The organism is Pseudomonas atagonensis (assembly GCF_011369485.1).
GTDB classification, from domain to species: domain Bacteria; phylum Pseudomonadota; class Gammaproteobacteria; order Pseudomonadales; family Pseudomonadaceae; genus Aquipseudomonas; species Aquipseudomonas atagonensis.
Genome location: NZ_VXCA01000035.1, coordinates 175,019 through 201,653 on the forward strand (window position 1 = coordinate 175,019; position 26,635 = coordinate 201,653).

Below are 26,635 nucleotides of genomic sequence, written 5' to 3' on the forward strand. Positions count from 1 at the left end.
CTCCTTTTGATTTGTGATTTTTAAGGATCGGCGAGAGACTTCAACGGAACGTGCCAGGCGCTTTGAATAACAACGGCTGCGGTCTGGCGGGCCGACTTTGCAAACTGTCACAGGTAAACAACTGCGGACGCTCAACAATATAACCTTGAGCGTAATCAACCCCGATTTCAAGCAATGCCTGCTCGATCTGGGTTGTTTCAACAAACTCGGCAATTGTCTGCTTACCCATGACATGCCCGATGTGATTGATCACTTCGACCATTGCACGGTTAATCGGGTCGTCCAGCATATCCTTTACGAAACTCCCGTCGATCTTCAAGAAGTCTACAGGTAAATGTTTCAGATAAGCGAATGAAGACATTCCGGCACAAAAGTCATCCAGTGAAAAGTAACAACCCAAGCCTTTGAGTTCATTGATAAAACGTATTGCGCTGCCCAAATTTGAAATAGCACTGGTTTCTGTAATTTCAAAACAAATCATTTCAGGTGGTATTGCGTAGTTAACAAACTGTTCACGCAGAAAGTGCAAAAACGCGTCATCTCCTATAGTAATGCCTGAAAGATTAATCGCACACATCGCCAACGGTTCTTCATGTTCTTGAGCAATACACTGCGCAATGACTTTGAATACATTCTCCACTACCCAACGATCCAGTTGATTCATCAAGCCATAGCGCTCGGCGGCCGGGATAAAGCTGTCAGGCAAAATCATCCGCCCGGCTTCGTCATGCAGACGCAAGAGGATTTCGATGTGTCCGCCGCCACGCTCGCCGGGTTTGAGCGGGGCGATTTCCTGGGCGTAGAGGCAGAAGCGGTTTTCTTCCAGAGCCATGTGCAGGCGCTGCACCCAGGCCATTTCACCGAAGCGCAGTGACAGCTCGGAATCATCGGCGTGGTAGACCTGCACGCGGTTACGGCCCTTTTCCTTGGCCATGTAGCAGGCCATATCGGCAGCGCGCAGCGAGACTTCAAGGGTGGTCGGGGATTGCGCGATGTGCACCAGACCGATACTCACGGTGGTCAGAAACGGCCGACCTTTCCAGACGAAATGCAGATTCTGTACGGTCTGGCGCAGCGCTTCGGCAATCTTCTCGGCAGCGTCCGGCGCGCAGTTTTCCAGGAGGATGCCGAACTCGTCGCCACCGAGGCGCGCGAGCGTATCGCCCTCGCGCAGGCCGGACTGCAACAGCGTGCAGATATGGCGCAACAGTTCATCACCGGCGGCGTGACCACAGGTGTCGTTGACCAGTTTGAACTGGTCCAGATCAAGGAACATCAAGGCATGCCGCCCCGCCTGTCGCGTAAGGTTGTGCAGGGCCTGCTCGAGGCGATACTCGAACTCGCGACGGTTGGCCAGCCCGGTCAGCGCGTCATGCGTCGCCTGCCACGACAGGTTGGCGATGTATTGCCGCTCCTGTGTCATGTCGTGCAACACCAGCACCGTGCCGCTGACCTTGCCGGCATTGCGGATCGGCGCGCCCACCAGCGTCACCGAGACGGTGCTGCCATCCAGACGCTGGATCAGTTTCGAATGTTCACTGCCGCCGCTGAGTTTGCCGCTGAGAATATGCTCGATCAGTGTCAGTCCCTCGGTCTGCGCATTTTCATCCAGCAGATTGAACAGCGCCGCCAGCGGCAGACCGGCCGCCTGCTCGGCCTTCCAGTGGGTCATGGCCTCGGCGGCCGGGTTCATGTAGTCGATGGCCCCGGCGACGTCCGTGGTAATCACGCCATCGCCAATCGAATGCAGCGTGACGTGCGCCCGGTCTTTCTCCAGTTGCAGCGCCTCGGCAAAGGCGTGCCGTTGCTTGAGCAGTTTATGTGTGCGCAACAGTGCGAGCACAATCAGGCCCAGCGCAGTGGCGAGGTTGGTAAACAGCAGCAGCCGCAGGATCATCCGCGAACCTTCGCCCAGCGCATCACTGAACGCCTTGGCCGCCGGGGTCACACCGTCATTAATGGCGAAAATCTGCGCTTTCCAGCGCTGCACATCCGCCACCGTGGCTTCATTTTGCGTGATGCTCTGGTGCATCTCCCGAGCGACCGTGTCCAGCTCGACCAGGTAGGCATCGCCCACCGTCCAGCGATCAATGGCGGTTTCCAGATAACTGAAATGGCGGAAATTGAGATACAGCCAGATCAGACTGGAAACGTCGTCAGGGTGGTTGCCACCCTTGAGAATGCCCTCGCGGGCGGCTTGCAGATCCGGCGGCTGACGATCAAGCGCCAGACGCAATTGATGGCCGCCCTGAGGCACGGCAATCGCACCCTGATATTTGAGATAAATCGCCTCATCGCGGCTGTCGGCGTAGAGGTTGAGGTAATAGATGGCGTCTTTCTGGCCCTTGGACCAGAGGCTTTCACCGGCGACATAGCCGCGAACTGCCGACAGGACGTAAAGGCTCACGCCTCCCAGTAATGCCTGAAATAACACGACGGCAATAAATGGCCAGACGATGCCCAACAACCGTGGCGTTCCGAGCGTCCGCTTCTGCTTCATGGGGTTCCTTGCATGAGCACTGCTGGGTCGTCCTTCTCTATCTGGCCGTCCGTCCAAGACTAGGAGGCCTTCAGCGTTCCGGCAAGCGACGGATCCGCCTCATTACGGTACGCCGCCGAACAAATACATATGTACCGCCACCGGGGCATGCAGGCTCGATTTAATGGGTGCATCCGGTTTCCTCTTCACCGGGGAAACCCCCAGCCAAGGAGTGCTACATGACATCGACACCTTCAGTTACACCCGGTTCAGAAGAATCACTGGCAATACAGGCCCTGGGCCTTGATGACGGCCCGGACATCGACGCACTGTTTGCGCCGCCCTCCGCTCGGGATCGCAAGCGTTTCAAGGCGTCTTTAAGCAAGAAGCCCACGCTTGATCAAACGATGACCCTCGACCAGTACAAAGCCGAACGCATCAATCAGCGAATTTTCGACACCGTCAAAAGCTTCATGAATGCCAACCCCATGCTGATTTATCGACTGGCTGGCGATGTGCTGCATTCCCCAAGCGCAGAGGACATACGCGCCACCCCCTGGGTGTTCGTCCGGCGGATACTGGACTCGGCCCCGTCGCAGGATCTGGTCGATCAACTGCTGAAAAAGCTCAGGTGGTACGGCGCACGGCCCGGTGAAAAAACATCGGCCTCACTGCGCTATCAGCTGCTGTGCAAAGCCATCTGCCTCTATCTGCAAAAGCCGTTGCCCGATGAACCACAAGACCTCGCCGGTTTCGACTGGCAGGACTCGGCACACTGGGGCAAAAGCTACCAGAGCCTGCGAATGGAGTTTGAGCAGCACTTGAAGACCAGCAAGCGGGTCATCTACAGCAAAGAGGCAATCGTCCTGGCGCAAATCTTCCAGACACGTTTGTCCGGCGATTTTTCGGTTCGCGATATCCCCGCCGATCTGCGCTATAAAAGCTCGATCGTGTGGGTCAACTTCATGCACGGCGTTTTGCTGGTCGACGCCTTTGATCTGAAGCGTTCGATGGCTTTTCAAGATTTGGTCAACCTGCCTCTGCAACTCAGTGACGGCGCCTCACCCGATCAACTTGAACGCATAACCGAAGCAAGACTTGGCCCCGCACTCACATGGGCCGTGTGCACAGGTCTCATTGAGTCGAAGTCCGCGTCAAGTTACGGCGTGGACGATATCAAGCAGGCGATAGAGGCACTGGAGACCCAGAGTACGAATCTGAACTCCGCCGTAATGACAGTGGAGGACACCATCCCTGAACGGCTGAAAATGGCTAAGAAGTTCAAGGATGCCGCGTTTGGCGCAGATGCACTGGAAACGGACGGGTACAAATTCCTGCCGACTAACAACTCGCATCTGGCGGGGGGCAAGGACATGCACTCGTTGGCGCTGGCGGGCTACAGCTTTCTGGACTTGTATGCGGATGGCCGGTTCGATGAAGGCGAAAGGTGGATTGTCACCCAAGCCGATGGCATCACCCCGACGAAACGCAGATTCAGAATCGACAGTCAGCGAAAGTCTCATCTGGAAAGCGAGACTCCCGATGGAACTTATAGGGATATTTTCGGGGATATCATTCCCAACGAGCGAACGTTTCCGGACGTCAACGCATTGTTCACCAGCGGCTTCGACCGCTATCAGACCAATACCTCAAAAGCCTACCAGACGCTGATCGCCAGCCTGCTTGTCTCCCTGCCAGTAACTGAACGCAAGGCGCTGGCGCGTGGCGATATCGAGGTGCTGCGCCTGCGCAGGAAGCTCAGACACAAAGCAGGCGATATAAAGGCCAGAAAAGGATTCGTGCTGAAGGCGACCCAGGACGACAACACTATTACCTATCACGAAGTCATCCCCAGTGCCGGCTTCATTCGCCCAAGAAACGCACTGAGGCTTACTTACATTGACGGCGTTCGTACCGAACTGCCGCTTCACGCGGAGGTTGCCGGGGAGTCTTATGCACCCGAGCGCGACATCAGCGCGACGCTCCTGCTCGACGAGAAAGCTTTTTTTGAAGGCACGCTCCCAGCGGAAAAATCCTGGTGCACCGGCTACCTCGACAGCGTGTTACAGATCCCTGCAGCGACATTCGACAGCGCAACCGCCATCGGCAGTGAATGGACAGTGCTGACTACCCGCCTGAATGAATTGGCCGAGTACATTGCAGCGAAATTTCCTTATGTCGACGAAAAAGAACTGCGTGCCGAGGCCCGCGGCATGACGATTTTCGACGAGTACAGGGCAAGAAACGAAAAGCGTCAGGAACTGGCCTATTCCATCGTCAAAGGATTCGTACCCTTCTGGGGCAGCATCGACGACCTCCTTTCGGACAAGACCTCCAACCAGGTGATCGGCGGGATCGGATTGCTGGCGGACCTGGCGTCATTCCTGTTTCCCATAGGCAAGTTCATTTCGGGCTCTGTGCGCCTGATCAAAGCCAGCAGTGGCACCGCGCGCATCGCCGTCAAAGCCAGCCTGCCGTCCTTTTCGACCTTGTCGCGCAAGCTGCTGACCTCTTCGCTAAGTAACATAAACCCCCTGAGCGGTATTCCTACTCTGTTGAAGGGCATTGCAAAAGGCGCGCTCGGAGTCGCTCGCTCAGGTGTAAACGGCCTCAAGAGCCTGCACGGAAAGGTCGGCGCTTATCGACTGGCGCACAACCTGCCCCAGGCAATTGATCCAGGGCAGTGGAAACAGTTGAACTCAAGTGATCGACTGGTCACGGTCAACGGCATAGGTGACGTACTGGTGCGCCATACCAGTGCGACAGACCCCAAACGCTTGCATCTGGTCGATCCGGTGACGTCCTTACCCTTCGGGCCACGCCTGCGCAGTAACCGCCACCTGATTCAGGGCAGATCCACTTACAAAGCGCTGCCGCCCACCGAGTCCCATGCGCTGGCAGAGGTGCCGGAACACGCCCGCGTGCGTGAATGGCTTGAGGTCGATGGTCGAACCACGCTGTTGATTGACGAAGTTCCGTATCGTCTGGACGGTGACCAGTTGCGCCGCGCCGACCTGATCAACGACCAGTCGAAGTACAAAGCAATGCCGTGTCGGATCAGGCGCGATGGCGGCGACCTCTGCCAGACGAAATATGTCCTGCGTGATCCGGCCCCCACGCCAGCCCATGGATCGTTTGATGAAAGCAAGGGTTGGGCGCCGTGGTTCGGTGATTCCCTCTATACGCCAGCGGTTGCAGGGCGACCGATGTCGCTGGCCGCCCTGAAAAGCAAGAATCAGTTCACCGGGACAGTGGAGTTTCAGAAAGGCATTTACGGACGAATCAAAGTAGAGATCCCCGTTGGTAACAAAAATCAGCTGGATACGTTTGAGGCCGGAGCGACCATCGTCCCGGCAATGGATGGCTCCAGACACTATGTGTTCACCCGCGTGGACGCCGGCGACTTTTACGTCGCAGAACTTGCCAGCGGGCAAGGCCTGTCGGCGCCCCTGACCTTGCGCAAGGCTGACTTGAGCACGGAGTTGAACAAGGAGTTGATGATCGTCTACACCGGCTCGCTCAACGCCAATAACACCGTCAGGATTCACGGCATTGAAACGGTAGAGCGTGCGATGAAAACCATGGACGAAATCGCAATCCCCATTGGCGGCCACGCCGTTCCACCGGATACGCTCAAGCTGCTCAAAGTCGACACCAGCCCCGGCGAAGCGGTGCTGTTCGACCACTCCACGCGCATGATTGTCAGCCAATTGCCTGCGGGCACGGGATCATGGTCGCGCAGTCGCCAGGCTTCGCCGGCGTTTCGCCAGAGAGCAGCGGATATCTTCGATACCCTGTTCGAAGGCAAAGCCATCCAGGTCGGCTCGGGCACTGACACCGAGATAAACCTGATTCTTCACAGTGATCTGAAACTGAACAAGGTCATGCAAAACTTCCAGAAACTGCTTCCCGCCAATCTTCGCACCCGCAACGCCAGAAACATCGCCTACGCCGATATCGTCACCGCGAGCGGCAAACGCGAGGTCTATGTCAGCGTTTCCGGCGCGCATGGGCTGACCGGAGAGTTCCCGCTGTTCAAACCGCCATTTGCCAAAGACAAGGTCATCGTCGGCGATACCACCTACTTCAACATCGACGCGGGCGAGTCGTTTACCCGGACATCGCTGAACGTTTCAGAGGACGGCAAGGTGCTGGCCATTCCCCACACGATAAAAGACATCGATACCTACACACCGGCCCTCACTACCCGCCCGACGTCACTGGACAGCGAGGCGAAGCTGATCAGCGCGATTCGCGGAAAATACCCGGACAACGCGACGATCCGATCAATCGATGTGGTCACCACCATGCACCCCTGCAACAGCTGCTCGGTAGTGATCAAAGAGTTCGCTCACGACGGTGGCCCTGACAGCCTGAAGGTGCTGTGGCAATGAACTACATGCGCTGCAAATGCCCGTAGAGCTTTGCGTACAACCCGCCATCGGCAATCAGTTGCTGATGGTCACCATCCTCGGCCACTTGCCCGCCGTCGAACACCAGTACGCGATCGGCCTGCTTCACCGCTGACAAGCGGTGGGCAATGATCAACGTGGTACGGCCATGGAGGAACCGCGCCATGGCCTGGTGCAGGTTGTATTCGGTGGCGGCGTCGAGGGCCGAGGTGGCTTCGTCGAGGATCACCACTTTCGGTTCGGCAAGGATCATCCGTGCGATCGCCAGACGCTGACGCTGACCACCGGACAAGCGCACGCCGGAGCGTCCGACAATGCTGTCGAGGCCATCCGGCAGCGCGCGAATGGCGGGTTCCAGCTGAGCGATTTCCAGTGCCTGCCAGCAGGCTTCGTCGCTGCGGGTGCGGCCCATGGTCAGGTTGGCGCGCACCGTATCGTTGAACAGCGCCGGATGCTGCAGCACCACGGCGACGTTCTCGCGCACGGTCTCCAGACCGATTTCCTCTTGGGTCGAACCACCGAAACGGATGGTGCCCGCCAGCGGCGTGTACAGCCCCAGCAGCAGTTGCACCAAGGTACTTTTGCCGCCGCCGCTGGCGCCGACGATGGCGACTTTTTCACCTGGCGCAATGGACAGATCCATTTGATCGAGCACCAGTTCATCGCCGTAGCCGAAGCTCAAACCTTGCACTTCGATGCCCACGGTTTCGCGGCCCTTGAACGGATCGACTCCGCCTGGGTACTGCGGCTCATCGGCACGCGCCAGCAGCTCATTGATCCGCGTCAGCGCCCCGCCTGCGGCGTAGTAGGCGTACTGCAGATTCAACAACTGCTCCACCGGGCCGATCATGAACCACAGGTAACTGAACACCGCGAGCATCTGGCCGATCGACAGGTCGGAGAACAACACCGTGAGCATCGCCGCCGCACGAAAGATGTCGATGCCGAACTGGAACAGCAGGCCACTGGCGCGATTCGACGCGTCGGTTTTCCATTGCGAATTGACTGCGTAGTTGCGCACTTCCTGCGCGCGCAAGCCGAGGCGTCCAAGGAAGTAACCCTGACGGTTGCCGGCGCGCACTTCCTGGATCGCATCGAGGGTTTCACTCAAGGCCTGCGTGAAGCGCGAAGTGCTGTCGTTCTCGAGTTTCTTCAGGTGCTTGACCCGCTTGCCCAACTGCACCGTGGCGTAGATCACCAACGGGTTGAACAACAGAATCAGCAGCGCCAGTTTCCAGTGCATCCACATCAGGATGCTCGCGGTGCCGACCAACGTCAGCATCGCCACCAGAAAACGGCTGAGGGTTTCGCCGACAAATTTGTCGAGAGTATCGAGGTCGGTCACCAGATGCGTGGTCACTGTGCCGCTGCCCAGGCTTTCGTATTCGCCCAGGGAAATCCGTTTCAGCCGTTCGATCAGGCGCACTCGAATCCGGTAGACGATGTCCTTGGCCAGCCGTGCAAACAAGCGAGCCTGCAACACGCCAAAGCACAGAGCACTGCAACGCAACGTCAGGGTCACCACCAGCATCAGGCCAATGTAGCCCGCCGCCTGCTGCCACATGCCCGGCAGGACATGGTTCATGACTTTCAGCGCTGCATCGCCGTGGCCGAGCAACACTTCGTCGACCAACAACGGCAGTAGCAGCGGAATCGGCACACTGCACAGCGTCGCCAGCACGGCCACACCGTTGGCGATCCACAGGGATTTTTTGTGATGAAGTGCCAGTCGCCGGACTTCTGCCCAGCTCAGCCGGTCGACACGCTTTACGGCTGGCGTGTCATCGGCCAGGTCAGGCACAGGCTGCGCGCTCCAGCCATCGACCGAGCAACGGTGACAGTTCACTGAGCGGCTGGTAGCCGTTGGTCAGCAACGCCAGTTGGCCGTTGCGCTCGGCGAGCAAGGTCGGGAAACCGGCGATGCCCAGATCCTGTACCCAATTGAAATCGGCCAAAGTGGCTTCGTGCTGATCGGCGCGGTCGAACAACGCGGCGAATTCGATGCGCGGCACACCGGCCTGCTCGGCCAGCTCCACCAGCACACTGGCCTGGGTGACATCGCGACCTTCAGCGTAGAACGCGTGCTGGATCAACCCGACCAGTTTCCACGCGCAATCCGGCGCGAGGCTGCGCGCGGTGACAATCGCCCGGCAGGCTGGCTCGGTGTCGTAGACGAAACCATCGGGCAACGCACCGTCAAACTTGAACGGCTGGCCGGTGGCCTCGGTCACCGCTTGCCAGTGTTCAAGAATGTAGCGCCGGGTAGTCGGCTCCAACGCCGCACCGTTACCGGTACGCAAGCCGCCGACCACCAGGTGCAGCTCGACTCCGGCTGCCTGCGCCTGCTCGACCAGTGCCTTGGCCACCGGAGCGAACCCCCAGCACCAGGAACACATCGGATCCATAACATAGAGCAGGCGCGCAGACATGGTTAAGCCTCGGTGGATGCTTGTTTATAGTTGTAGCCGATCGGGTGCGGCATGTTGCGCGCCTTTGCCAGTTCGATCTGTTTCTGCCGATCGATGGCGCTGCGGCGGGTCTTCTCGCTCAGTGTGTCCCAGCAGTGCGGGCAACTGATGCCGGCGACGTAATGTTCGGAGGCACGATCTTCAACACTGACCGGTGTGCGGCAGGCATGACATTGATCGTAGTCGCCTTCGCTGAGGTCGTGGCGCACGGTCACGCGGTTGTCGAAGACGAAGCAGTCGCCCTGCCACTTGGTCTCTTCCTGCGGTACCTCTTCAAGGTACTTCAGGATGCCGCCCTTGAGGTGGTAAACCTCTTCGTAGCCTTCGCCGAGCATGTAGCTCGACGCTTTTTCGCAACGAATGCCACCGGTGCAGAACATCGCGACCTTCTTGTGCACGGCCGGATTGAAGTGTTCTTTGATGTAGTCGGGGAATTCGCGAAAACTGGTGGTTTTCGGATCAATGGCGCCTTCGAAGGTGCCGATCGACACTTCGTAATCGTTGCGCGTGTCGATCAACAGCACTTCCGGGTCGCTGATCAACGCGTTCCAGTCTTGCGGATCAACGTAGGTGCCGACCTTCTTGTTCGGGTCGACGCCTTCGACACCGAGGGTAACGATCTCTTTCTTCAGTTTGACCTTGGTGCGGTAGAACGGCTGCTCGTCGCAGTACGATTCCTTGTGGTCGATGTCGACCATGCGCGGATCGTTTTTCAGCCAGGCGAGCAGGCCGTCGATGCCTTCGCGGCTGCCGGAAACCGTGCCGTTGATGCCTTCTTCGGCGATCAGCAAGGTACCTTTGATAGCGTTGTCGACCATCGCTTGCAGCAGAGGCTCGCGCAGGTTGACGTAATCTTCGAGGGTGACGAACTTATACAGTGCCGCCACGACAATCGGTTGTGTCATGGGTATTTCTCCAGGTGGCTACCCTCGCAAAGGGTGAACCGGATTCAAAAAAAAACGCGCCGGGTGAGCGGCGCGTTGCGGATTCTAGCAAAAACACGATGTGTTTTGGATGTACTGAGGTTTCTGTGGCAACACAAACCCTGTGGCGAGGGGATTTATCCCCGTTGGGTTGCGTCGCAGCCCTGAACCCACAGAGCCCGGTCTCTCTGAAAGAATGCATTCTCAGAGTCTGGGGCCGTTTCGCGGCCCAACGTGGATAAATCCCCTCGCCACAAAAGCCCGTTCATCACAAAGCCAGTCCAGGTCAGTGCTTGCTGCCGCCGGCACAGGTCGGCGACGCCGGGGCGGCGCCGATCTCTGCCCATTCCTGCGGGGTGTAGGTGTGCAGCGCCAACGCATGAAACTCGCCCATCAGCTCGCCGAGCGTGCCGTAGACTTTCTGGTGGCGCTTGACCCGGTTCAGCCCCTCGAACTGCGCGCTGACCACCACAGCCTTGTAGTGCGTCTGTAACCCGCGACTGTGCATGTGGCTTTCGTCCAGCACTTGCAGATGCTCAGGCTGAAGCAGAGCCAGCGTCGATTCGATGCGTTGTTGCATGGTCATCACGAACTCCGCTTACTTCTTCTTGGCCGGAGCAGCGCCTTTCGGTGCCAGCTCGTTGGTCATGTCGTCCAGCAGCTTGTTGACCACAGGCACCGCGCTTTCCAGTTTGGCCTGGGTCATCTGGGCCGATTGCTGGGTCAGCTGCGGCATTTTTTCCAGGACTTTCTTGCCCAGTGGCGACTGGTAGAACGCGACCAGGTCTTTGAGTTCGGATTCGCTGAAGTTGCTGGTGTAGAGCTTGACCATGTCCGGCTTCAGCTTGTTCCAGCCAATGGCCTGATCCAGTGCGGCGTTGGCCTTGGCCTGGTAGGTTTCCAGGACGGCTTTCTTGGCTTCCGGGGCTTTGGTCTGCTCAAAGCGTTGAGCGAACATTTGCTGCACTTGCATGTAAACCGGGGTGCCCAGTTTGTCAGCGTGCGCCAGGGTCAGGAAAGCTTCGGCACTGGCGTTGTGGCTGGCGGTATCGGCAAGCACCTGGCCGCTGGCGCAAACCAGTGCAACCGCGGTGCAGATGGCACGAAGACGAGTCATCGAGTTTCCTTTTAAGCAAAGCGAGGTAAAACCCCAAGGGCGACCATTCTGCGCCTAAAAATCGCTGCGGCTCAACCCCCGGGCCTTGCCGCGCTTGATTGACGGGGATTTGCCGGTCAACAATCGGATCGAGGGAACCACCGGGGCCGACACCGGCCTAAACTGCGCAAACAGACCAACAGGAGTGTGCACGATGAGCCGTATCGAAACCGACAGCCTGGGCCAGATCGAAGTCCCGGACGACGCCTACTGGGGTGCTCAGACGCAACGCTCGCTGATCAACTTCGCCATCGGCCAGGAACACATGCCGCTACCGGTCCTGCACGCCCTGGCCCTGATCAAGAAAGCCGCCGCCCGGGTCAACGACCGCAACGGCGACCTGCCCGCCGACATCGCCCGCCTGATCGAACAAGCCGCCGACGAAGTGCTCGACGGCCAGCACGACGACCAGTTCCCGCTGGTGGTCTGGCAGACCGGCAGCGGCACTCAGAGCAACATGAACGTCAACGAAGTGATTGCCGGTCGCGCCAACGAACTGGCCGGGAATCCGCGCGGCGGCAAAATCCCGGTGCACCCGAACGATCACGTCAACCGTTCGCAAAGCTCCAACGACTGCTTCCCGACCGCCATGAGCATCGCCACCGCCAAAGCCGTTCAAGAGCAGCTGCTGCCGGCGATTGCCGAGCTGTCCGGCGGGCTCGCTGAGCTGGCTGCGCGCCACATGAAACTGGTGAAAACCGGCCGCACGCACATGATGGACGCCACGCCGATTACCTTCGGTCAGGAATTGTCCGGGTTCATAGCGCAACTGGATTACGCCGAACGGGCGATCCGCGCTGCATTGCCGGCAGTGTGTGAACTGGCGCAGGGCGGCACCGCCGTCGGTACCGGACTGAACTCGCCGCACGGTTTTGGCGAGGCGATTGCCGCTGAACTCGCGGCGTTGTCCGGCCTGCCCTTCGTCACCGCGCCGAACAAGTTCGCCGCCCTCGCCGGCCACGAACCGCTGACCAGCCTCTCCGGCGCCCTGAAAACCCTCGCCGTGGCGCTGATGAAAATCGCCAACGACCTGCGTCTGCTCGGCTCTGGCCCGCGCGCAGGTTTTGCCGAAGTGAAATTGCCGGCGAACGAGCCGGGCAGCTCGATCATGCCCGGCAAGGTCAACCCGACCCAGTGCGAAGCGCTGTCGATGCTCGCCTGCCAAGTGCTCGGCAATGACGTGACCGTCGGCATCGCCGCCAGTCAGGGGCACTTGCAGTTGAACGTGTTCAAACCGGTGATCATCCACAACCTGCTGCAATCGATCCGCCTGCTCGGCGACGGCTGCAGCAACTTCCAGCAGCACTGCATCACCGGGCTTGAGCCGGACGCCGAAGTCATGGCGAAGCATCTGGAACGTGGCTTGATGCTGGTGACGGCACTGAACCCGCACATCGGTTATGACAAGTCGGCGGAAATCGCCAAGAAGGCTTACAGCGAAGGCCTGACCTTACGTGAGGCAGCGCTGGAACTGGGCTATCTGACCGATGAAGAGTTTGATGCCTGGGTGCGGCCGGAGAACATGATCGAGGCCGGGGCCAAAGGCTAGTTTTTGTAGCGTTTGAAAATACGTCTTCGCGAGCAAGCCCGCTCCCACAGTTGACCGCATTCCCTTGTGAAGAGTGCGGTTGAATGTGGGAGCGAGCTTGCTCGCGAATGAGGTTGACTCGGTTTAACTGGCGGCCATCTTCATCCGCCGGGCCTTCAGCCCGGCAATCAGCGAAGGCCCCAACGCCACCAGCGCCGAACCCAGCACCACCAGCACCGCGCCGCCATAACCCAGCGCATTGATCTGCTCGGCATGCACATATTCAGGCCAGATCCCGGCCGCCACCGCCACCGCCCCGAACGTCACCAGCGGCGTGATCGCCAGCGTCGCGCTGACCCGCGAGGCTTCCCAGTGCGCCAGTGCTTCGGCAAACGCGCCGTAGGCGATCAGGGTATTCATGCAGCAGGCCAACAACAGCCAGCCCTGCAACGAGCTCAACTCAAGTGCTTCGAGCGGGTGCACCCACGGCGTCAGCAACAGCGCGCAAAACAGGTAGATCACCATCATCACCTGCAGCGAATTCCACACCGTCAGCAATTGCTTCTGGCCCAGCGCATAGAACGTCCACACCGTAGATGCCAACAACACCAGCAACACACCGGCGGTGTAATCCGACAGCGAGGTCAGCAATTCGGCCAGACGCTGATTGAAGAACAGCACAAAACCGATCAGCAACACGGCAAGACCAATGCCCTGACCGATGCTGAAGCGCTCCTTGAACACAAACAGACTGGCGATCAGCAACATGATCGGCCCCATCTGTACCACCAGTTGCGCGGTGCCGGGGCTGAGCAGATTGAGGCCCATCAGGTACAGCACGTAGTTGCCGACGAGCCCGAGCACCGCCATCAACACCAGCCAGCCGCCCTTTGGCCCGAGCACTTTGCGGCTCGGCAGGCGTCTGACCGAGGCCAGGTAAATGAACAGGCAACCGCCGGACACCAGCAGACGAAACCAGGTCACCGTGACCGGGTCCATCACCAGCAACACCTGTTTGAGTTTGATCGGCAGGATTCCCCACAGAAACGCGGTCAACAAGGCGAGGAACAGTCCGTACACCCAGCGACCCGATGAAATGTGCATGCGAACCCCAAATGCCTGCTGACCGGAACGCTCATTCTAGGCCCGCCGCCGGACGCGACACAGGGACAGTTGGGGCCAGGACGCGAATGAAACTGTGTAGGTCGCAGCATTAAATTGACGCTTCGGCCGTTGATCGGCTGAGCGGGCAACTCAAGTGCTTCAGGCATAAGCTCTTTGGATCCCTTTCAGCGCATCAGCCAAGGAGACCGATCATGTTAGGAATGCGCGCCCACGACAGCGCCCCCGCCACGCACTTTCGCAGTGACCGGATATGCCGGGTCAATGGCGAACTGTTTTTCAGCACGCGGGAGAACACCCTCGAAGGGCCGTTTGAGAATGCCGAGCAGATTGAGAAGGAAATTCAGGCTTATATTGCGCGGATGCAAAGGCTGGATTCCAGTCGTTAGACCTCGGCGCTGCCTTCGCGAGCAAGCCCGCTCCCACATCCGATCGCTTTCCTCACATGGAATCGCGGTCAACTGTGGGAGCGGGCTTGCTCGCGAAGAGGCCTGAAACGGCAACCCAATTTCCGCAGGCTTAACGCACCGCCTCAAACAACCCGGTCGCGCCCATCCCCCCGCCCACACACATGGTCACGATGCCGTAACGCAGATTGCGCCGCTGCAACTCCCGCACCAGATGCCCGACCTGGCGCGAGCCGGTCATGCCAAACGGGTGGCCGATGGAAATCGAGCCGCCATTGACGTTGTATTTCTCGTTGTCGATCTCCAGCCGATCACGGCTATACAGGCACTGCGACGCGAACGCTTCGTTCAGCTCCCACAAATCGATATCCGCCACCTGCAAGCCCTTGGCCTTGAGCAGTTTCGGCACCGAGAACACCGGGCCGATGCCCATTTCATCCGGCTCGCAACCGGCGACGGTGAAACCACGGAAAAACGCTTTCGGCTTGAGACCCAGTTGCAGCGCTTTCTCCAGGCTCATCACCAGTGTCATCGAGGCGCCATCGGACAATTGCGACGAATTGCCCGCCGTCACCGAGCCGTCCTCGGCAAACACCGGTTTCAGCCCGGCGAGGCTTTCGTAGGTGGTGTCCGGTCGGTTGCAGTCATCGCGGTCAACAATGCCGTCGAGAACCTGCACTTCATCGCTGTTCTTGTCCTCGACGCGGTACTTCACCGCCATCGGCACGATTTCATCGTTGAACAGCCCGGCGGCCTGCGCTTGTGCGGTGCGGATCTGGCTTTGCAGTGAATAGCGATCCTGCGCCTCGCGGCTGACACCATAACGGCGCGCGACCACTTCGGCGGTCTGCCCCATCGTGTAATAGATGCCCGGCGCCTGCTGCTTGAGCAGCGGGTTGATCAGGTGATCGGTGTTGACGCTTTTCAGGGTCAGGCTGATCGACTCGACGCCACCGGCAACGATGATGTCGCTGCAACCCGAAGCAATCTGGTTGGCGGCAATCGCAATGGCCTGCAAACCCGACGAACAGAAACGGTTGAGGGTCATGCCCGCCACGCCCGTACCCAGTTGCGAGAGTACTGCGACGTTGCGACCGATGTTGTAGCCCTGCGCGCCTTCGTTGGAACCGGCGCCGACGATGCAATCCTCGACGCTGGCCGGGTCGATGTCATTGCGCGACAGCAGCGCGTTGACGCAGTGCGCCGCCATGTCGTCAGGGCGGGTCTGGTTGAACTTGCCGCGAAAGGATTTGGCCAGGCCAGTCCGTACGCTGTCGACGATCACCACTTCACGCATGGCATACCTCATTGTTGTTGTCGGTTGAGAGTGGACTTGAGCATAAGTCCACTCGATTACCGACCGCGACAATCATTCACCCCGCGTATGCGTGTTCATCGCCTCAGTCCTTGTGCTTTTTGGCCTTTTTGTCGGACTTTTCGAACGCCTCTTCCAACGCCCGGTTGATCGTGCGCAACACCTTGACCCGCGCCCAGCGCTTGTCGTTGGCTTCGACCAGGGTCCACGGGGCAATCTCGGTACTGGTACGGTCGACCATGTCGCCGACGGCGGCGCGGTAATCGTCCCACTTGTCGCGGTTACGCCAGTCGTCCTCGGTGATCTTGAAACGTTTGAACGGAATCTCTTCACGCTCCTGGAAACGTTCCATTTGCGTGTCCTTGTCGATCGCCAGCCAGAACTTGACCACGATCACCCCGGCATCGGCGAGTTGCTCTTCGAAGTCGTTGATCTCACCGTAGGCGCGCATCCAGTCAGCAGTGCTGCAAAAACCTTCGACCCGTTCCACCAGCACCCGGCCGTACCACGAGCGGTCGAACACGGTGAATTTGCCCCGCGCCGGAATGTGCCGCCAGAACCGCCACAAATAGGGTTGCGCGCGCTCCTCTTCGGTCGGAGCGGCAATCGGCACGATGCTGTACTGACGTGGATCGAGCGCCGCCGCCACTCGACGAATCGCCCCGCCCTTGCCCGCCGCGTCGTTCCCCTCGAACACCGCGACCAGCGCATGGCGGCGCATGCGTTTATCGCGCATCAGCCCGGACAACCGGGCTTGTTCGGTGATCAATTGTTCTTCGTAGTCTTTCTTGTCCAGACGCTGAGTGAGGTCGAGGCTGTCGAGCAGGTTCAACTGATCGACCGCGGTGCCCAATGGCGCCGCACTGACATCGTGAGGATGCAGTTCCAGACGCTTCAGGGCGTTCTGCAAACCCTCCAGCAGAATCTTGCCGACCGCCAGACTGCGGTAATGCGCGTCCGCGCCTTCGATCACATGCCAAGGCGCGTAGTCGCGGCTGGTGCGGCGCAGTACGCGCTCGCCGTACTTGACGAATTTGTCGTAGGTTTGCGATTGCTGCCAGTCCAGCGGGCTGATGCGCCAGCTGTGCAACGGGTCGTCGGCGAGAGCTTTGAGCCGCGCCTTCATTTGTTTCTTGGACAGGTGAAACCAGAATTTGAAGATCAGTGCGCCTTCATCGCAAAGCATCTTTTCCAGACGCTCGGCGCCGGCAATCGCCTGATCCAGACGCGGATCCTTGAACAAGCCATGCACCCGGCCCTGCAGCATCTGGCTGTACCAGTTGCCGAAGAAAATCCCCATCCTTCCCGAGGCCGGCAACATCCGCCAGTAACGCCACGCCGGTGGCCGCGCCAGCTCTTCATCGGTCTGCTGATCGAAGGTGCGCACCTCGATCAGGCGCGGATCCATCCACTCGTTGAGCAACTTGACCGTCTCGCCCTTGCCCGCGCCCTCAATGCCGTTGATCAAAATGATCACCGGGAAACGCTTCTGCTGCTGCAACTCGAACTGCGCTTCCAGCAACGCTTCACGCAACGCGGGAACGGCGGCCTCGTAGGTGTCTTTGTCGATGGCGTGACCGATTTCAGCGGATTCAAACATGGGACGGCTCCTTCCAGGGTTCAGCAAGACTAGCGGATTGGGCACACGTGCAGCACAGAAATTCCCGCTCTCTGAGGAATGCATGAGAACCCTGTGGCGAGGGGATTTATCCCCGTTCGGCTGCGCAGCAGTCGTATACCCGGTACACACGGTTTGACTGGAGTATCCGGGTTGAATGGTTTTGGGGCTGCTGCGCAGCCGAACGGGGCGGTGCGACGTTTCACTGAATCCCCTAGCCACAGGGTTATCGGTTCAGGTCTTGAATGATCGATTGTCCCTGAGCTTGCAAATCCAAGGCTTGCCATGGATCAAGCAGTCCCTGCGCGATCGGCTAGAATGGCGGCCTTGCCGTTGCCGAGCCTGCCATGAAGCCTGTATTGCCCCACGCCCAACTCGACTGGGATGACCACGGACGTCCGCGTTCGCGGGTGTTCGATGATGTGTATTTTTCCGACCAGTCGGGCCTCGATGAAACCCGTTACGTGTTCCTCGAACAGAATCGTCTGGCCGAGCGCTTCGCGGCGCTGCCAGCGGACGGTCGCCTGGTGATCGGCGAAACCGGCTTCGGCACCGGGCTGAATTTTCTCTGCGCCTGGCAGCTGTTCGAGCAACACGCGGCGGCCGGTGCTCGCCTGCATTTCGTCAGCGTCGAAAAATACCCGCTGAGCCCTCCCGACCTGCAACGGGCGCTGGCGCTGTGGCCGGAGCTCAAGCCGCTGGCCGATCAATTGCTCAAGCATTATGTGGCGATCCACCAGGGTTTTCAGCGCATCACCCTGGCCAACGGCCGCGTGACCCTGACGCTGCTGATCGGCGACGCGCTGGAACAACTGCCGCAACTCGACGCGCAGATCGATGCGTGGTTTCTCGACGGTTTCGCCCCGGCGAAAAACCCCGAGATGTGGACGGCCGAATTGTTCGCCGAGCTGGCGCGTCTGGCGGCGCCGGGTTCGACCATCAGCACCTTCACCAGCACCGGTTGGGTGCGGCGCCTGCTCAACGCCGCCGGATTCAAAATGAAGCGCACGCCGGGCATCGGTCACAAGTGGGAAATCCTGCGCGGCGAGTTCCTCGGCTGGCCGCAAGACGTCGCCCCGCCCGCGCCAGACAAACCTTGGTTTGCCCGCCCTGCCCCGCTACCCGGCGAGCGCCGGGCGATGGTCATCGGCGCTGGTCTGGCCGGTTGCGCCACGGCGGCCAGCCTCGCAGCGCGCGGCTGGCACGTCAGCCTGCTGGAACGTCACGCGGCGGTGGCGCAAGAAGCTTCAGGCAACCCGCAAGGCGTGCTGTACCTGAAACTCTCGGCCCATGGCACGGCGTTGTCACAACTGATCATCAGCGGCTTCGGTTACACCCGCCGCCTGCTGGAATCGCTGCAGCGCGGCACCGAATGGGACGGTTGCGGTGTCCTGCAACTGGCCTTCAACGCCAAGGAAGCCGAGCGTCACGCGCAATTGGCGACGGCATTCCCGGACGATCTGTTGCACTGGCTCGATCAACCCGAAGCGCAAAAACAGGCCGGTGTCGGCGTGGCCCATGGCGGTCTGTTCTACCCTGAAGGTGGCTGGGTGCATCCGCCGGCACTGTGCCAGGCTCAAGCTACGCAGCCGAACATCGAGTTGCTCAGCCACCGCGACGTGCTGCAACTGCGCAAGGTCGATGACCAGTGGCAAGCCTTCGACGGTGAACGCCTGCTCGCCAGCGCTGCGGTCGTGGTGCTGGCCGGCGCTGCCGAGATCAAACGTTTCGCCCAAAGCGCCGAACTGCCGCTCAAGCGCATTCGCGGGCAGATCACCCGCCTCGCCGAAACCGCAGAGAGCCAGACGCTGAACACGGTGGTCTGCGCTGAAGGCTACGTGGCCCCCGCACGACTGGGTGAACACACTCTCGGTGCCAGTTTCGATTTCAACAGCGATGACCTGACACCGACCACCGCCGAACACCTGGGCAACCTGGCGATGCTCGAAGAAATCTCCACTGATCTGCTAGCGCGCCTGCACCTCGGCGATGTGCCCCCCGAGCAACTTCAGGGGCGTGCGGCGTTTCGTTGCACCAGTCCGGATTACTTGCCAATCGTCGGCCCGCTTGCCGACCGTGAAGCCTTCAATCTGGCCTATGCCGCGCTGGCCAAGGATGCCCGACAAGTGCCGGACATCCCCTGCCCGTGGCTCGACGGTTTGTACGTCAACAGCGGCCACGGTTCGCGCGGACTGATCACCGCGCCACTGTCCGGCGAACTGCTTGCCGCGTGGCTGGACAACGAACCCTTGCCATTGCCACGCAGCGTGGCCGAAGCCTGCCACCCGAACCGGTTCGCCTTGCGCAGCCTGATTCGTGGAACCCGCTAAAAGCGCCTAACGCACGCTGCATTGCCCGCTGGCAGGCACGTCCAGACGCTCCAGCGCCTCTTGGGTGAGGCGCTCGAAAACGTCCTCGCGGGCCTGTCGGTAGCGCGTCTGCAAGGTCTGCACGTCGTGTTGATAAGTGGCCGAGTCGGTAACCAGCGCATCCAGTTGCGCCACCAACGGATCACTCGCCGCCGTGAAATCCTGCGCGAAGTGTCGCTTCAAGTGCTTGCGCCAGAAATTCTGCCGCACCACAAAGCCCTTCAACGCTTGCGACATTTCTTTGGTCGTGACCTCCGCCAACGCGTCCTTCAGATCGTCCTCCGTGACGCCGCCGACTTGCGTATAGGTGATGTTCTTCGGTTGTCCCGGTAACGCCAGTGTGTCGGCCAGGCCCTTGCGAAAAGCCAGGCGCACACCGAGGCGATCAACCACGTTGTGTCGATCACTGAAGCGGTCGGCAAACCCATCCAGTCGATCCAGCCGAAACAGGCCACGGGCCAACTCGATCAGCAGTTTGTCATCCGGCCCGGACAGCCCCGACTGGCGCAATGCCTGATCGATCAGCACGGTGACCTCCATCTCGCTGAAGGTGAACGCCGCCGCGTCCACGCAATTCGGTTCACCTTCAGCCAATGAAAACAGCAGACCGCGCAGTTCGAAATCGGCTTCGGCGGCTTCCAGTACCGCCCACACTCGCCGGGTCATTTCGGCGTGAACCAGACGATTGTCGCGCGAGTGCACCAACTGATAGAACACTTTGAAAAAATCCCCCGAACGCCAGTCATCCTTGAGCGCCTGCCAGGTGATCGAGCGCTTCATGTAGCCATCCACCGTGTCCGCCGCCAGCCACACTTCGCGAGCGCGCTGGTCGCTGAGCATGCCGACTTCATCCTCCAGAAAACCCATGCCGACACCGGTGCGACTGCGGTAAACGTTGAGGTCGAGCTGGCTCTGCGCGGTCAGCGGATTGAGGCGCAGATTGATGGTTTCAGTCAGCGCAATCGGCGCATCGAACAGCTCGCCCGGCAAGGTGCGGATATCGTTCTCGCGCAGGTTGACCTCTTCCAGTTGCAGCAACGTCAGCAAGCCCTGCGGCAAATCGCTGGCACGGGTGTTGCGCAAGTTGAGAGTGCGCAATGCGTTCATCCTGCTCACATCCGGCGTGTCGAGCAACGGGTTATCGCTCAGATCGAGAGTATGCAGGGTGCGCATGTGCGCCAGTTTCTGTGCAGTCTGCGCCGTCAGGTTCAAGGCATTTTTGTGCAGGCTCAAATAGCGCAGCGCCGGCATGTGGGACAACACTTCAGGCAAACGGCTGATGCGATTGGCATCCAGTTCGAGTTTTTCCAGCCCTTTGAACGCCTTAAGGAAATAGGCCACGTCATCGCCCAGTTGCATGTTTTGCAGCGACAGCCGACGCACGTGGCTGAAATCGACGTCAGCCGAAAACACCGGCAGATTGCCCACGCGCATGCCATCGAGGCGCAAACCCGACACCGGTACACCAAGCTCTCCCGGCAGCGATGTCTGCTGACGCCAGCACAGCTCAAGCTGCTCGGCCACGCGCAGACGCGCCGCTTTGTAACGACCGGGCCAGCCAGGCAGTTTTTTCATCTGGGTTTCGTCATTTCTCCAGCGTTTCAATTGCTCGCGCAGGCTCTGCAGACTGCGCTCGCGCAGTTTCAACGCCTTGGCCCGTTCAAAGTGATTGCTGCCCAAAGCACTCAGGCAACGATTGACCTCAACATCGGTGAACCACGGATAGAGTTTTTTCAGTTTGCGCACCAATCCTCGCGGGTGGCTGACGGGAGCTTCTGCCGGTGCATCGGCCAGCATGCACGACAGGTCCTGAGTGGGCGCCTCGGTTGCGTGCGGTGTCAGGATGCGCTCGCACTCAGCACGATTTGAAGACCTTGCCGCCAGACGCAGCTGCAGGCGCTCTGCGTCCCCGACCTCCTCGCCGGCAATCCCCAGCACCTCGCGTTCGCTACTCGACAATGCCTGAATGATCGCCTGATAGAACCCGTGCGGGCCGCGCAAGACCACCGGGCGAACCTGATCATCCAGACCCTGCGCCTGATAGCCGTCTGCGCTTTGGAAAACCATCCGCCGATCTGTCGCTGTGATCTTGCCAACCTGGTCGACCAAGGCACCGTCACGATTGTTGAGACGTACCTCAAGCTGCAGGCTCTCGGGCCACTCAGGTAGACGACCGAGCAGGCCAAGCGCCAGTGTGCGGGTGCGCTCATCGGCGAGTGCTGGCAGATGCAAGCCACTGATGGCTCGATCCACAGCAATTTCTGCGTGCACCTCCCGCACGCGCTGAGTCAGGCGCAAAGGCATCCGCCGCGTATCGTCGAGGTGACTGAGGTCGACGCTGTTCAGCTCGGCACTGAGTTCTTCGAGCATGCGCGTCGGCACGTCGGGGAAGTGTTCTTTCAACAGGATTTGTCGAGGCTGCAGGGCTTGATCGTGAGCGGTGTACAAACGCTTGAACAAGGGTTTGGCGTCTTCTTTGAGCAACACCGCGATGCGTCGGGCCAGCAGTTGATCCTCCTGGCGCCCGGCAGCGGATTCCCCCAGCAACCGGGTCAGTTCGCTGTCGTAGATGCCGTCGGCGACAGTTTGTAAAAGCGTTCCGGCCTGAAGCTGCTTCCGGGTCACGTGCACGCTCAGGTTGCCCTCGTCGAGCAGCGGTGGCTCGGGGTAGCGCGCGATCAATTCGTCTTCGTCATCAAACACTTTGAAAAAGCGCTTTTGCGGCCAGCCCGGCAAATCCGGCAACGCGTGCAGCAGCAGATCGGCATTGTCGGCGCGGGCAAAATCCACCTGTTCCATCTGCCAGATCAGATCGCGAATTTTCTGCTCCAGCACGTAGCGCTGCGCCATGTCCACGAAGCGCATGGGCAATCGGCGATTACCTTCTGCCAGTTGTTGCAGCGAAGAGAGGGATGTCCGTGTCAGCGCACAGATTTGCTCCAGTTGCTCGTCGCGCAGCGTCGCCAGGCCCGGTTCGATGCGTCGCACCGCATAGGCCGGATCACTCCACTGCCCGGGATGTTCGTGGATGTGCTTCCAGGCCCGGCCATTGTGTTCAACCGGGATCTGGTAGTGCGACTCGCTGCCGGGATGGGTGATTTGCCAGCGCTCGGTTTCCTCGTCAAAGCGCGCCGAGTAGAGCCTGTCGTCATGGTTGAGAACGTAAGTCGTGTCGGCCCGGTGTTCGCCGGGCGTGACCTGCGTTGCCCCCTCAGCGTGCCCGGCGGGTAAACGGTAAGCGCGCAGATTGGGCTTCCACAGCCTTGAGCGACCATCGGGACTTTTCACTGTTTCGAACCCTTCAAAGAATTCGCCGGCGGGCAACTCGGTGTTGCCAACGGCGTGCACAACCCGGGCGCCCAGCGCAAACACCGCCATCGACGCGAGGTTTTCCACGACCGAAAACAGGTGCGCCAGCGCTTCGGTTTTTTCCCCGCTGCGCCAGTCCTGACCCCCTTCATACACTTCGCCCAACAACTGCCCGATGCCCACACCCATCATTAGCTGGCCGATCACCGGCACAAAAAAACCGGCAATGTTGGCAACGGTCAGCGCGGTTTCGAAAACCTTTTCATCGCTTTTGCGTTGTTGCTCGGCATCGAAATCCCGGGTGGGTACGGCCAGCGTGCGCGCATCGATTTGCAGCTTGCCAATGAAGCTGTTGAAGAAAAACTGGAAGATTCCGGCCTCGACCGGCAGCGTTTTGATCCGCTCAAGTTTGCGCGTGGCGGCGAAGCGATTGAAAAAAGCCGCGCGGGAAGACTCATCGAGATGACGCTCGAACAGCTTTGCAGAAGCCGGAACCTGCAGCTTGAGCTCAAGGTAGATTTTGAACTCGGCCAGTGACGGATATTCGTAAAGCACCCGATGGGCATCGTTGGGCATGTACACCAGGCACTTGCCCTCAGGCTGCCCGGCCGAGAGAACCAACGCGCCCCAAATGCAGGTGTCGAGCAATTCGATTTGCTCCCACACCAGCGGCTTGCCTTCAAAAAGGATATCGGCGACATCTGTGGGGCCGACGGTTGACGCCATCGAGGTCAGTTCAAGCAGCATCCGGTGTGCATCCAGGCCGATATCGTTTTTCAGCCAGGCCAGGTGCGCCTCAATGCGCAGTTCATGTAAACGCAGCCCGCGCAGGTTGTCGGCATCCGGGTTGCTGACCCACTCGTCCTTGACCGGCACGCTGAGGTTGATGATGTCTGCCAGGTAATCCTGATAGCGCTGGCCGAGGTCGAGCTTTCGGCAACAGGTCGCAAAATCTGCCGCCGAAACAGTCTTGACGATCGCCCCGTCATTGCCGTGGCGAATGCTGCTGGCCGGACCAAAATCCTTGCCCTGCGCCTGCTCGCTGGAGAAGTTTCGCAACGCCGCCTGCAACAGACCGAGCTTCTCGGTGCGTGGCCGGGCGATCCACAGTGCCGGCACTTTCGAGTGGTCGAGGATGTGCTCGGTGCGCTCCAGCCATAGCGTGTCGTGGAATACATCCAGATCGACGGAAAAAGTCTCCTTGAGGATCTGGGTCAGGAGCCGGGCACAGTACGTCTCGAGGCTTTCGATTGTCTGCAGCATTTTCCTGACGCGGGCATCGTAGGGTTGCAACTGCCGATGCGCTCTCTGCACTTCCTTGATCCAGTTTGCATCGGCCTTCAACAGCCAGGCCGGCAACCGCTGGTCAAGGACATCGGCCTTGTCCAGATCACCGGTAATTTCCAGCAAGGCTTGTCTGCGCTCGTCCTGACTGAGCGCTGTGACGGGTACTGACATGAGCAACGTTCCTTATTGCTTGAGGTGGATCACACCCTAACGTGCAGAACGTGGCAGCCAATAATCAAAATCCTGTGGGGTCGGCGGGGCTTACCGGCAAACTTTGAATAGATCACATAACTATCTACCACCCTTTCTGCAAAACAGCCGTTTTGCCCGAGGAAGGCCCGGTCACCGCCCGTCCTTATAACTCATCGATCTAAAACTCCTGAATTTGAGGCGGGTCAGTTTCTGAGTACCCGCCATTCTGGCGAGACAGCGATTGACCCTCCCCAACGGAAAAACCGGTAAGGATTTTATGTGCGGATTAGCTGGCGAGTTACGTTTTGATCATCAACCTGCAGACCTTGCAGCCATTGAGCGAATCACCCATCACTTGGCCCCTCGCGGCCCTGACGCGTGGGGTTTCCATGCCCAAGGGCCGATTGCCCTGGGCCATCGTCGCCTGAAAATCATGGACCTGTCGGACGGCTCGGCGCAGCCGATGATCGACAGCCAGCTCGGCCTTTCACTGGCCTTCAACGGCGCGATCTATAACTTTCCGGAACTGCGCGCCGAACTCGAAGCGCTGGGTTATGCCTTCTATTCCGGCGGCGACACCGAAGTACTGCTCAAGGGTTATCACGCTTGGGGCGAGGCGCTGCTGCCGAAACTCAACGGCATGTTCGCCTTTGCCATTTGGGAGCGCGATGCCCAGCGTCTGTTCATCGCCCGTGACCGCCTCGGCGTGAAGCCGTTGTATCTGTCGCGCACCGGTCAGCGCCTGCGCTTCGCCTCGGCTTTGCCAGCGCTGCTCAAGGGCGGCGACATCAACCCGATTCTCGATCCGGTGGCGCTCAACCATTACCTCAACTTCCATGCCGTGGTGCCCGCGCCACGTACGCTGCTGGCCGGCATCGAGAAACTGCCACCAGCGAGCTGGATGCGCGTCGAAGCCGACGGCACCACCGAACAGAAAACCTGGTGGACCCTGCCCTACGGCCCACACGATGACGAGAAAAATCTGACGCTGGAAGACTGGGTCGACCGCGTCCTCGACAGCACCCGCGAAGCCGTGGCGATCCGCCAACGGGCGGCGGTGGATGTCGGTGTGTTGCTGTCCGGCGGTGTCGATTCGAGCATGCTCGTCGGTCTGTTGCGCGAAGTCGGCGTGGAAAACCTGTCGACCTTTTCCATCGGTTTTCAGGATGCCGGCGGCGAACGCGGCGACGAGTTTCAGTACTCCGACCTGATCGCCAAACACTACGGCACCCAGCACCATCAACTGCGCATCGACGAGAAAGAGATCATCGAGCAACTGCCCGCCGCGTTCCGTGCGATGAGCGAGCCCATGGTCAGTCACGACTGCATCGCCTTCTATCTGTTGTCCCGCGAGGTGGCCAAACACTGCAAGGTCGTGCAGAGCGGCCAGGGTGCCGACGAGTTGTTCGCCGGTTATCACTGGTATCCGCAAGTCGATGGCGCGGCCGATCCTTATGCGGCGTATCGCCAAGCATTTTTTGACCGTAGTTACGACGACTATGCCGCGACCGTGCAACCGAAATGGCTGACCGCCAATGACGCTGCCGGCGACTTCGTGAAGGAACATTTCGCTCTGCCCGGCGCCGAGGCGGCGGTCGACAAAGCGTTGCGTCTGGACAGCACCGTGATGCTGGTGGACGACCCGGTCAAACGGGTCGACAACATGACCATGGCCTGGGGCCTGGAGGCGCGTACGCCGTTTCTCGATTACCGCCTGGTCGAACTGTCGGCCCGGGTTCCCGGTCAGTTCAAGCTGCCGGACGGCGGCAAGCAAGTGCTCAAAGAAGCGGCGCGCCGGGTCATTCCGAGTGAAGTGATCGACCGCAAAAAAGGCTATTTCCCCGTGCCCGGCCTCAAGCATTTGCAGGGCGACACACTGAACTGGGTGCGCGAACTGCTGCTTGATCCGAGTCAGGATCGCGGCCTGTTCAACCCGGCCATGCTCGACAAACTGCTGACCGATCCGCAAGGCCAGTTGACGCCATTGCGCGGCTCGAAACTGTGGCAACTGGCAGCCCTGAATCTGTGGCTCAGTGAACAAGGAATCTGA

Annotated in this window: 15 protein-coding genes; 5 read left to right on the plus strand and 10 right to left on the minus strand. The window is 59.7% G+C overall.

Annotated features, from left to right (window positions below):
• Positions 1-40 precede the first annotated feature (40 nt).
• Positions 41-2,500, minus strand: coding sequence for an EAL domain-containing protein (locus F2P67_RS24010; RefSeq protein ID WP_166224612.1), 2,460 nt, complete (start codon positions 2,498-2,500; stop codon positions 41-43).
• A 218-nt stretch (positions 2,501-2,718) separates the two neighbouring features.
• Here F2P67_RS24010 and F2P67_RS24015 point away from each other — a divergent pair, with 218 nt between their 5' ends.
• The gene (locus F2P67_RS24015; protein WP_166224615.1) at positions 2,719-6,873 is read left to right on the plus strand and encodes a deaminase domain-containing protein; all 4,155 of its coding nucleotides are present in this window, start codon (positions 2,719-2,721) and stop codon (positions 6,871-6,873) included.
• Between the two features lies 1 nt (position 6,874).
• Here F2P67_RS24015 and F2P67_RS24020 read toward each other — a convergent pair whose 3' ends face one another.
• The 5 genes from F2P67_RS24020 to F2P67_RS24040 all read right to left on the minus strand — a co-directional run bounded on the left by F2P67_RS24020 (position 6,875) and on the right by F2P67_RS24040 (position 11,399).
• Positions 6,875-8,692, minus strand: a complete 1,818-nt coding sequence (locus F2P67_RS24020; protein WP_166224618.1) for an ATP-binding cassette domain-containing protein — start codon at positions 8,690-8,692, stop codon at positions 6,875-6,877.
• On the minus strand, positions 8,685-9,287 hold the full coding sequence (locus F2P67_RS24025) for a DsbA family protein (RefSeq protein ID WP_178120955.1): 603 nt from the start codon (positions 9,285-9,287) through the stop codon (positions 8,685-8,687). The genes F2P67_RS24020 and F2P67_RS24025 overlap by 8 nt, the downstream gene beginning before the upstream one ends.
• A gap of 35 nt (positions 9,288-9,322) precedes the next feature.
• Entirely contained in the window at positions 9,323-10,264 is a 942-nt protein-coding gene (gene trhO, locus F2P67_RS24030) for an oxygen-dependent tRNA uridine(34) hydroxylase TrhO (protein ID WP_166224624.1), read from the minus strand.
• Between the two features lie 304 nt (positions 10,265-10,568).
• Positions 10,569-10,868 carry a BolA family protein gene (locus F2P67_RS24035; protein WP_166224626.1) on the minus strand — a complete coding sequence of 100 codons (300 nt, stop codon included), beginning with the start codon at positions 10,866-10,868 and terminating at the stop codon, positions 10,569-10,571.
• A gap of 12 nt (positions 10,869-10,880) precedes the next feature.
• A complete protein-coding gene (locus F2P67_RS24040; RefSeq protein ID WP_102354097.1) occupies positions 10,881-11,399 on the minus strand; it encodes a DUF2059 domain-containing protein in 519 nt (172 codons plus the stop codon).
• A gap of 193 nt (positions 11,400-11,592) precedes the next feature.
• On the opposite strand from F2P67_RS24040, the gene F2P67_RS24045 reads away from it, so the two are divergent.
• Positions 11,593-12,987 carry a class II fumarate hydratase gene (locus F2P67_RS24045; protein WP_166224629.1) on the plus strand — a complete coding sequence of 465 codons (1,395 nt, stop codon included), beginning with the start codon at positions 11,593-11,595 and terminating at the stop codon, positions 12,985-12,987.
• 123 nt (positions 12,988-13,110) lie between these two features.
• Here F2P67_RS24045 and F2P67_RS24050 read toward each other — a convergent pair whose 3' ends face one another.
• The gene (locus tag F2P67_RS24050; RefSeq protein ID WP_166224632.1) at positions 13,111-14,070 is read right to left on the minus strand and encodes a DMT family transporter; all 960 of its coding nucleotides are present in this window, start codon (positions 14,068-14,070) and stop codon (positions 13,111-13,113) included.
• Between the two features lie 212 nt (positions 14,071-14,282).
• Here F2P67_RS24050 and F2P67_RS24055 point away from each other — a divergent pair, with 212 nt between their 5' ends.
• Positions 14,283-14,477 (plus strand): DUF6316 family protein, encoded by a 195-nt coding sequence (locus F2P67_RS24055; protein WP_166224635.1) that lies wholly within the window; start codon positions 14,283-14,285, stop codon positions 14,475-14,477.
• A gap of 130 nt (positions 14,478-14,607) precedes the next feature.
• Here F2P67_RS24055 and F2P67_RS24060 read toward each other — a convergent pair whose 3' ends face one another.
• Together F2P67_RS24060 and pap are read right to left on the minus strand one after the other, a co-directional pair.
• Positions 14,608-15,792 (minus strand): thiolase family protein, encoded by a 1,185-nt coding sequence (locus F2P67_RS24060; protein WP_166224638.1) that lies wholly within the window; start codon positions 15,790-15,792, stop codon positions 14,608-14,610.
• Between the two features lie 103 nt (positions 15,793-15,895).
• The gene (gene pap, locus F2P67_RS24065; RefSeq protein ID WP_166224641.1) at positions 15,896-17,410 is read right to left on the minus strand and encodes a polyphosphate:AMP phosphotransferase; all 1,515 of its coding nucleotides are present in this window, start codon (positions 17,408-17,410) and stop codon (positions 15,896-15,898) included.
• A gap of 365 nt (positions 17,411-17,775) precedes the next feature.
• Between pap and mnmC the strand changes: the two genes are divergently transcribed.
• The gene (gene mnmC / locus F2P67_RS24070) at positions 17,776-19,758 is read left to right on the plus strand and encodes a bifunctional tRNA (5-methylaminomethyl-2-thiouridine)(34)-methyltransferase MnmC2/FAD-dependent 5-carboxymethylaminomethyl-2-thiouridine(34) oxidoreductase MnmC1 (protein WP_166224644.1); all 1,983 of its coding nucleotides are present in this window, start codon (positions 17,776-17,778) and stop codon (positions 19,756-19,758) included.
• A gap of 6 nt (positions 19,759-19,764) precedes the next feature.
• Here mnmC and F2P67_RS24075 read toward each other — a convergent pair whose 3' ends face one another.
• Complete coding sequence (locus tag F2P67_RS24075) at positions 19,765-24,564, minus strand: NEL-type E3 ubiquitin ligase domain-containing protein (RefSeq protein ID WP_166224647.1); 4,800 nt, start codon at positions 24,562-24,564, stop codon at positions 19,765-19,767.
• Between the two features lie 298 nt (positions 24,565-24,862).
• Between F2P67_RS24075 and F2P67_RS24080 the strand changes: the two genes are divergently transcribed.
• Positions 24,863-26,635, plus strand: coding sequence for an N-acetylglutaminylglutamine amidotransferase (locus F2P67_RS24080; RefSeq protein WP_166224650.1), 1,773 nt, complete (start codon positions 24,863-24,865; stop codon positions 26,633-26,635).

What these genes read in the sequence shown, in the direction of transcription:
- F2P67_RS24010 (WP_166224612.1), bottom strand. Translation starts at nt 2,500, where the DNA reads ATGAAGCAGAAGCGGACGCTCGGAACGCCACGGTTGTTGGGCATCGTC.
- F2P67_RS24015 (WP_166224615.1), top strand. Translation starts at nt 2,719, where the DNA reads ATGACATCGACACCTTCAGTTACACCCGGTTCAGAAGAATCACTGGCA.
- F2P67_RS24025 (WP_178120955.1), bottom strand. Translation starts at nt 9,287, where the DNA reads ATGTGTTCCTGGTGCTGGGGGTTCGCTCCGGTGGCCAAGGCACTGGTC.
- trhO (WP_166224624.1), bottom strand. Translation starts at nt 10,264, where the DNA reads ATGACACAACCGATTGTCGTGGCGGCACTGTATAAGTTCGTCACCCTC.
- F2P67_RS24035 (WP_166224626.1), bottom strand. Translation starts at nt 10,868, where the DNA reads ATGACCATGCAACAACGCATCGAATCGACGCTGGCTCTGCTTCAGCCT.
- F2P67_RS24040 (WP_102354097.1), bottom strand. Translation starts at nt 11,399, where the DNA reads ATGACTCGTCTTCGTGCCATCTGCACCGCGGTTGCACTGGTTTGCGCC.
- F2P67_RS24045 (WP_166224629.1), top strand. Translation starts at nt 11,593, where the DNA reads ATGAGCCGTATCGAAACCGACAGCCTGGGCCAGATCGAAGTCCCGGAC.
- F2P67_RS24050 (WP_166224632.1), bottom strand. Translation starts at nt 14,070, where the DNA reads ATGCACATTTCATCGGGTCGCTGGGTGTACGGACTGTTCCTCGCCTTG.
- F2P67_RS24055 (WP_166224635.1), top strand. Translation starts at nt 14,283, where the DNA reads ATGTTAGGAATGCGCGCCCACGACAGCGCCCCCGCCACGCACTTTCGC.
- F2P67_RS24060 (WP_166224638.1), bottom strand. Translation starts at nt 15,792, where the DNA reads ATGCGTGAAGTGGTGATCGTCGACAGCGTACGGACTGGCCTGGCCAAA.
- pap (WP_166224641.1), bottom strand. Translation starts at nt 17,410, where the DNA reads ATGTTTGAATCCGCTGAAATCGGTCACGCCATCGACAAAGACACCTAC.
- mnmC (WP_166224644.1), top strand. Translation starts at nt 17,776, where the DNA reads ATGAAGCCTGTATTGCCCCACGCCCAACTCGACTGGGATGACCACGGA.
- F2P67_RS24075 (WP_166224647.1), bottom strand. Translation starts at nt 24,564, where the DNA reads ATGTCAGTACCCGTCACAGCGCTCAGTCAGGACGAGCGCAGACAAGCC.
- F2P67_RS24080 (WP_166224650.1), top strand. Translation starts at nt 24,863, where the DNA reads ATGTGCGGATTAGCTGGCGAGTTACGTTTTGATCATCAACCTGCAGAC.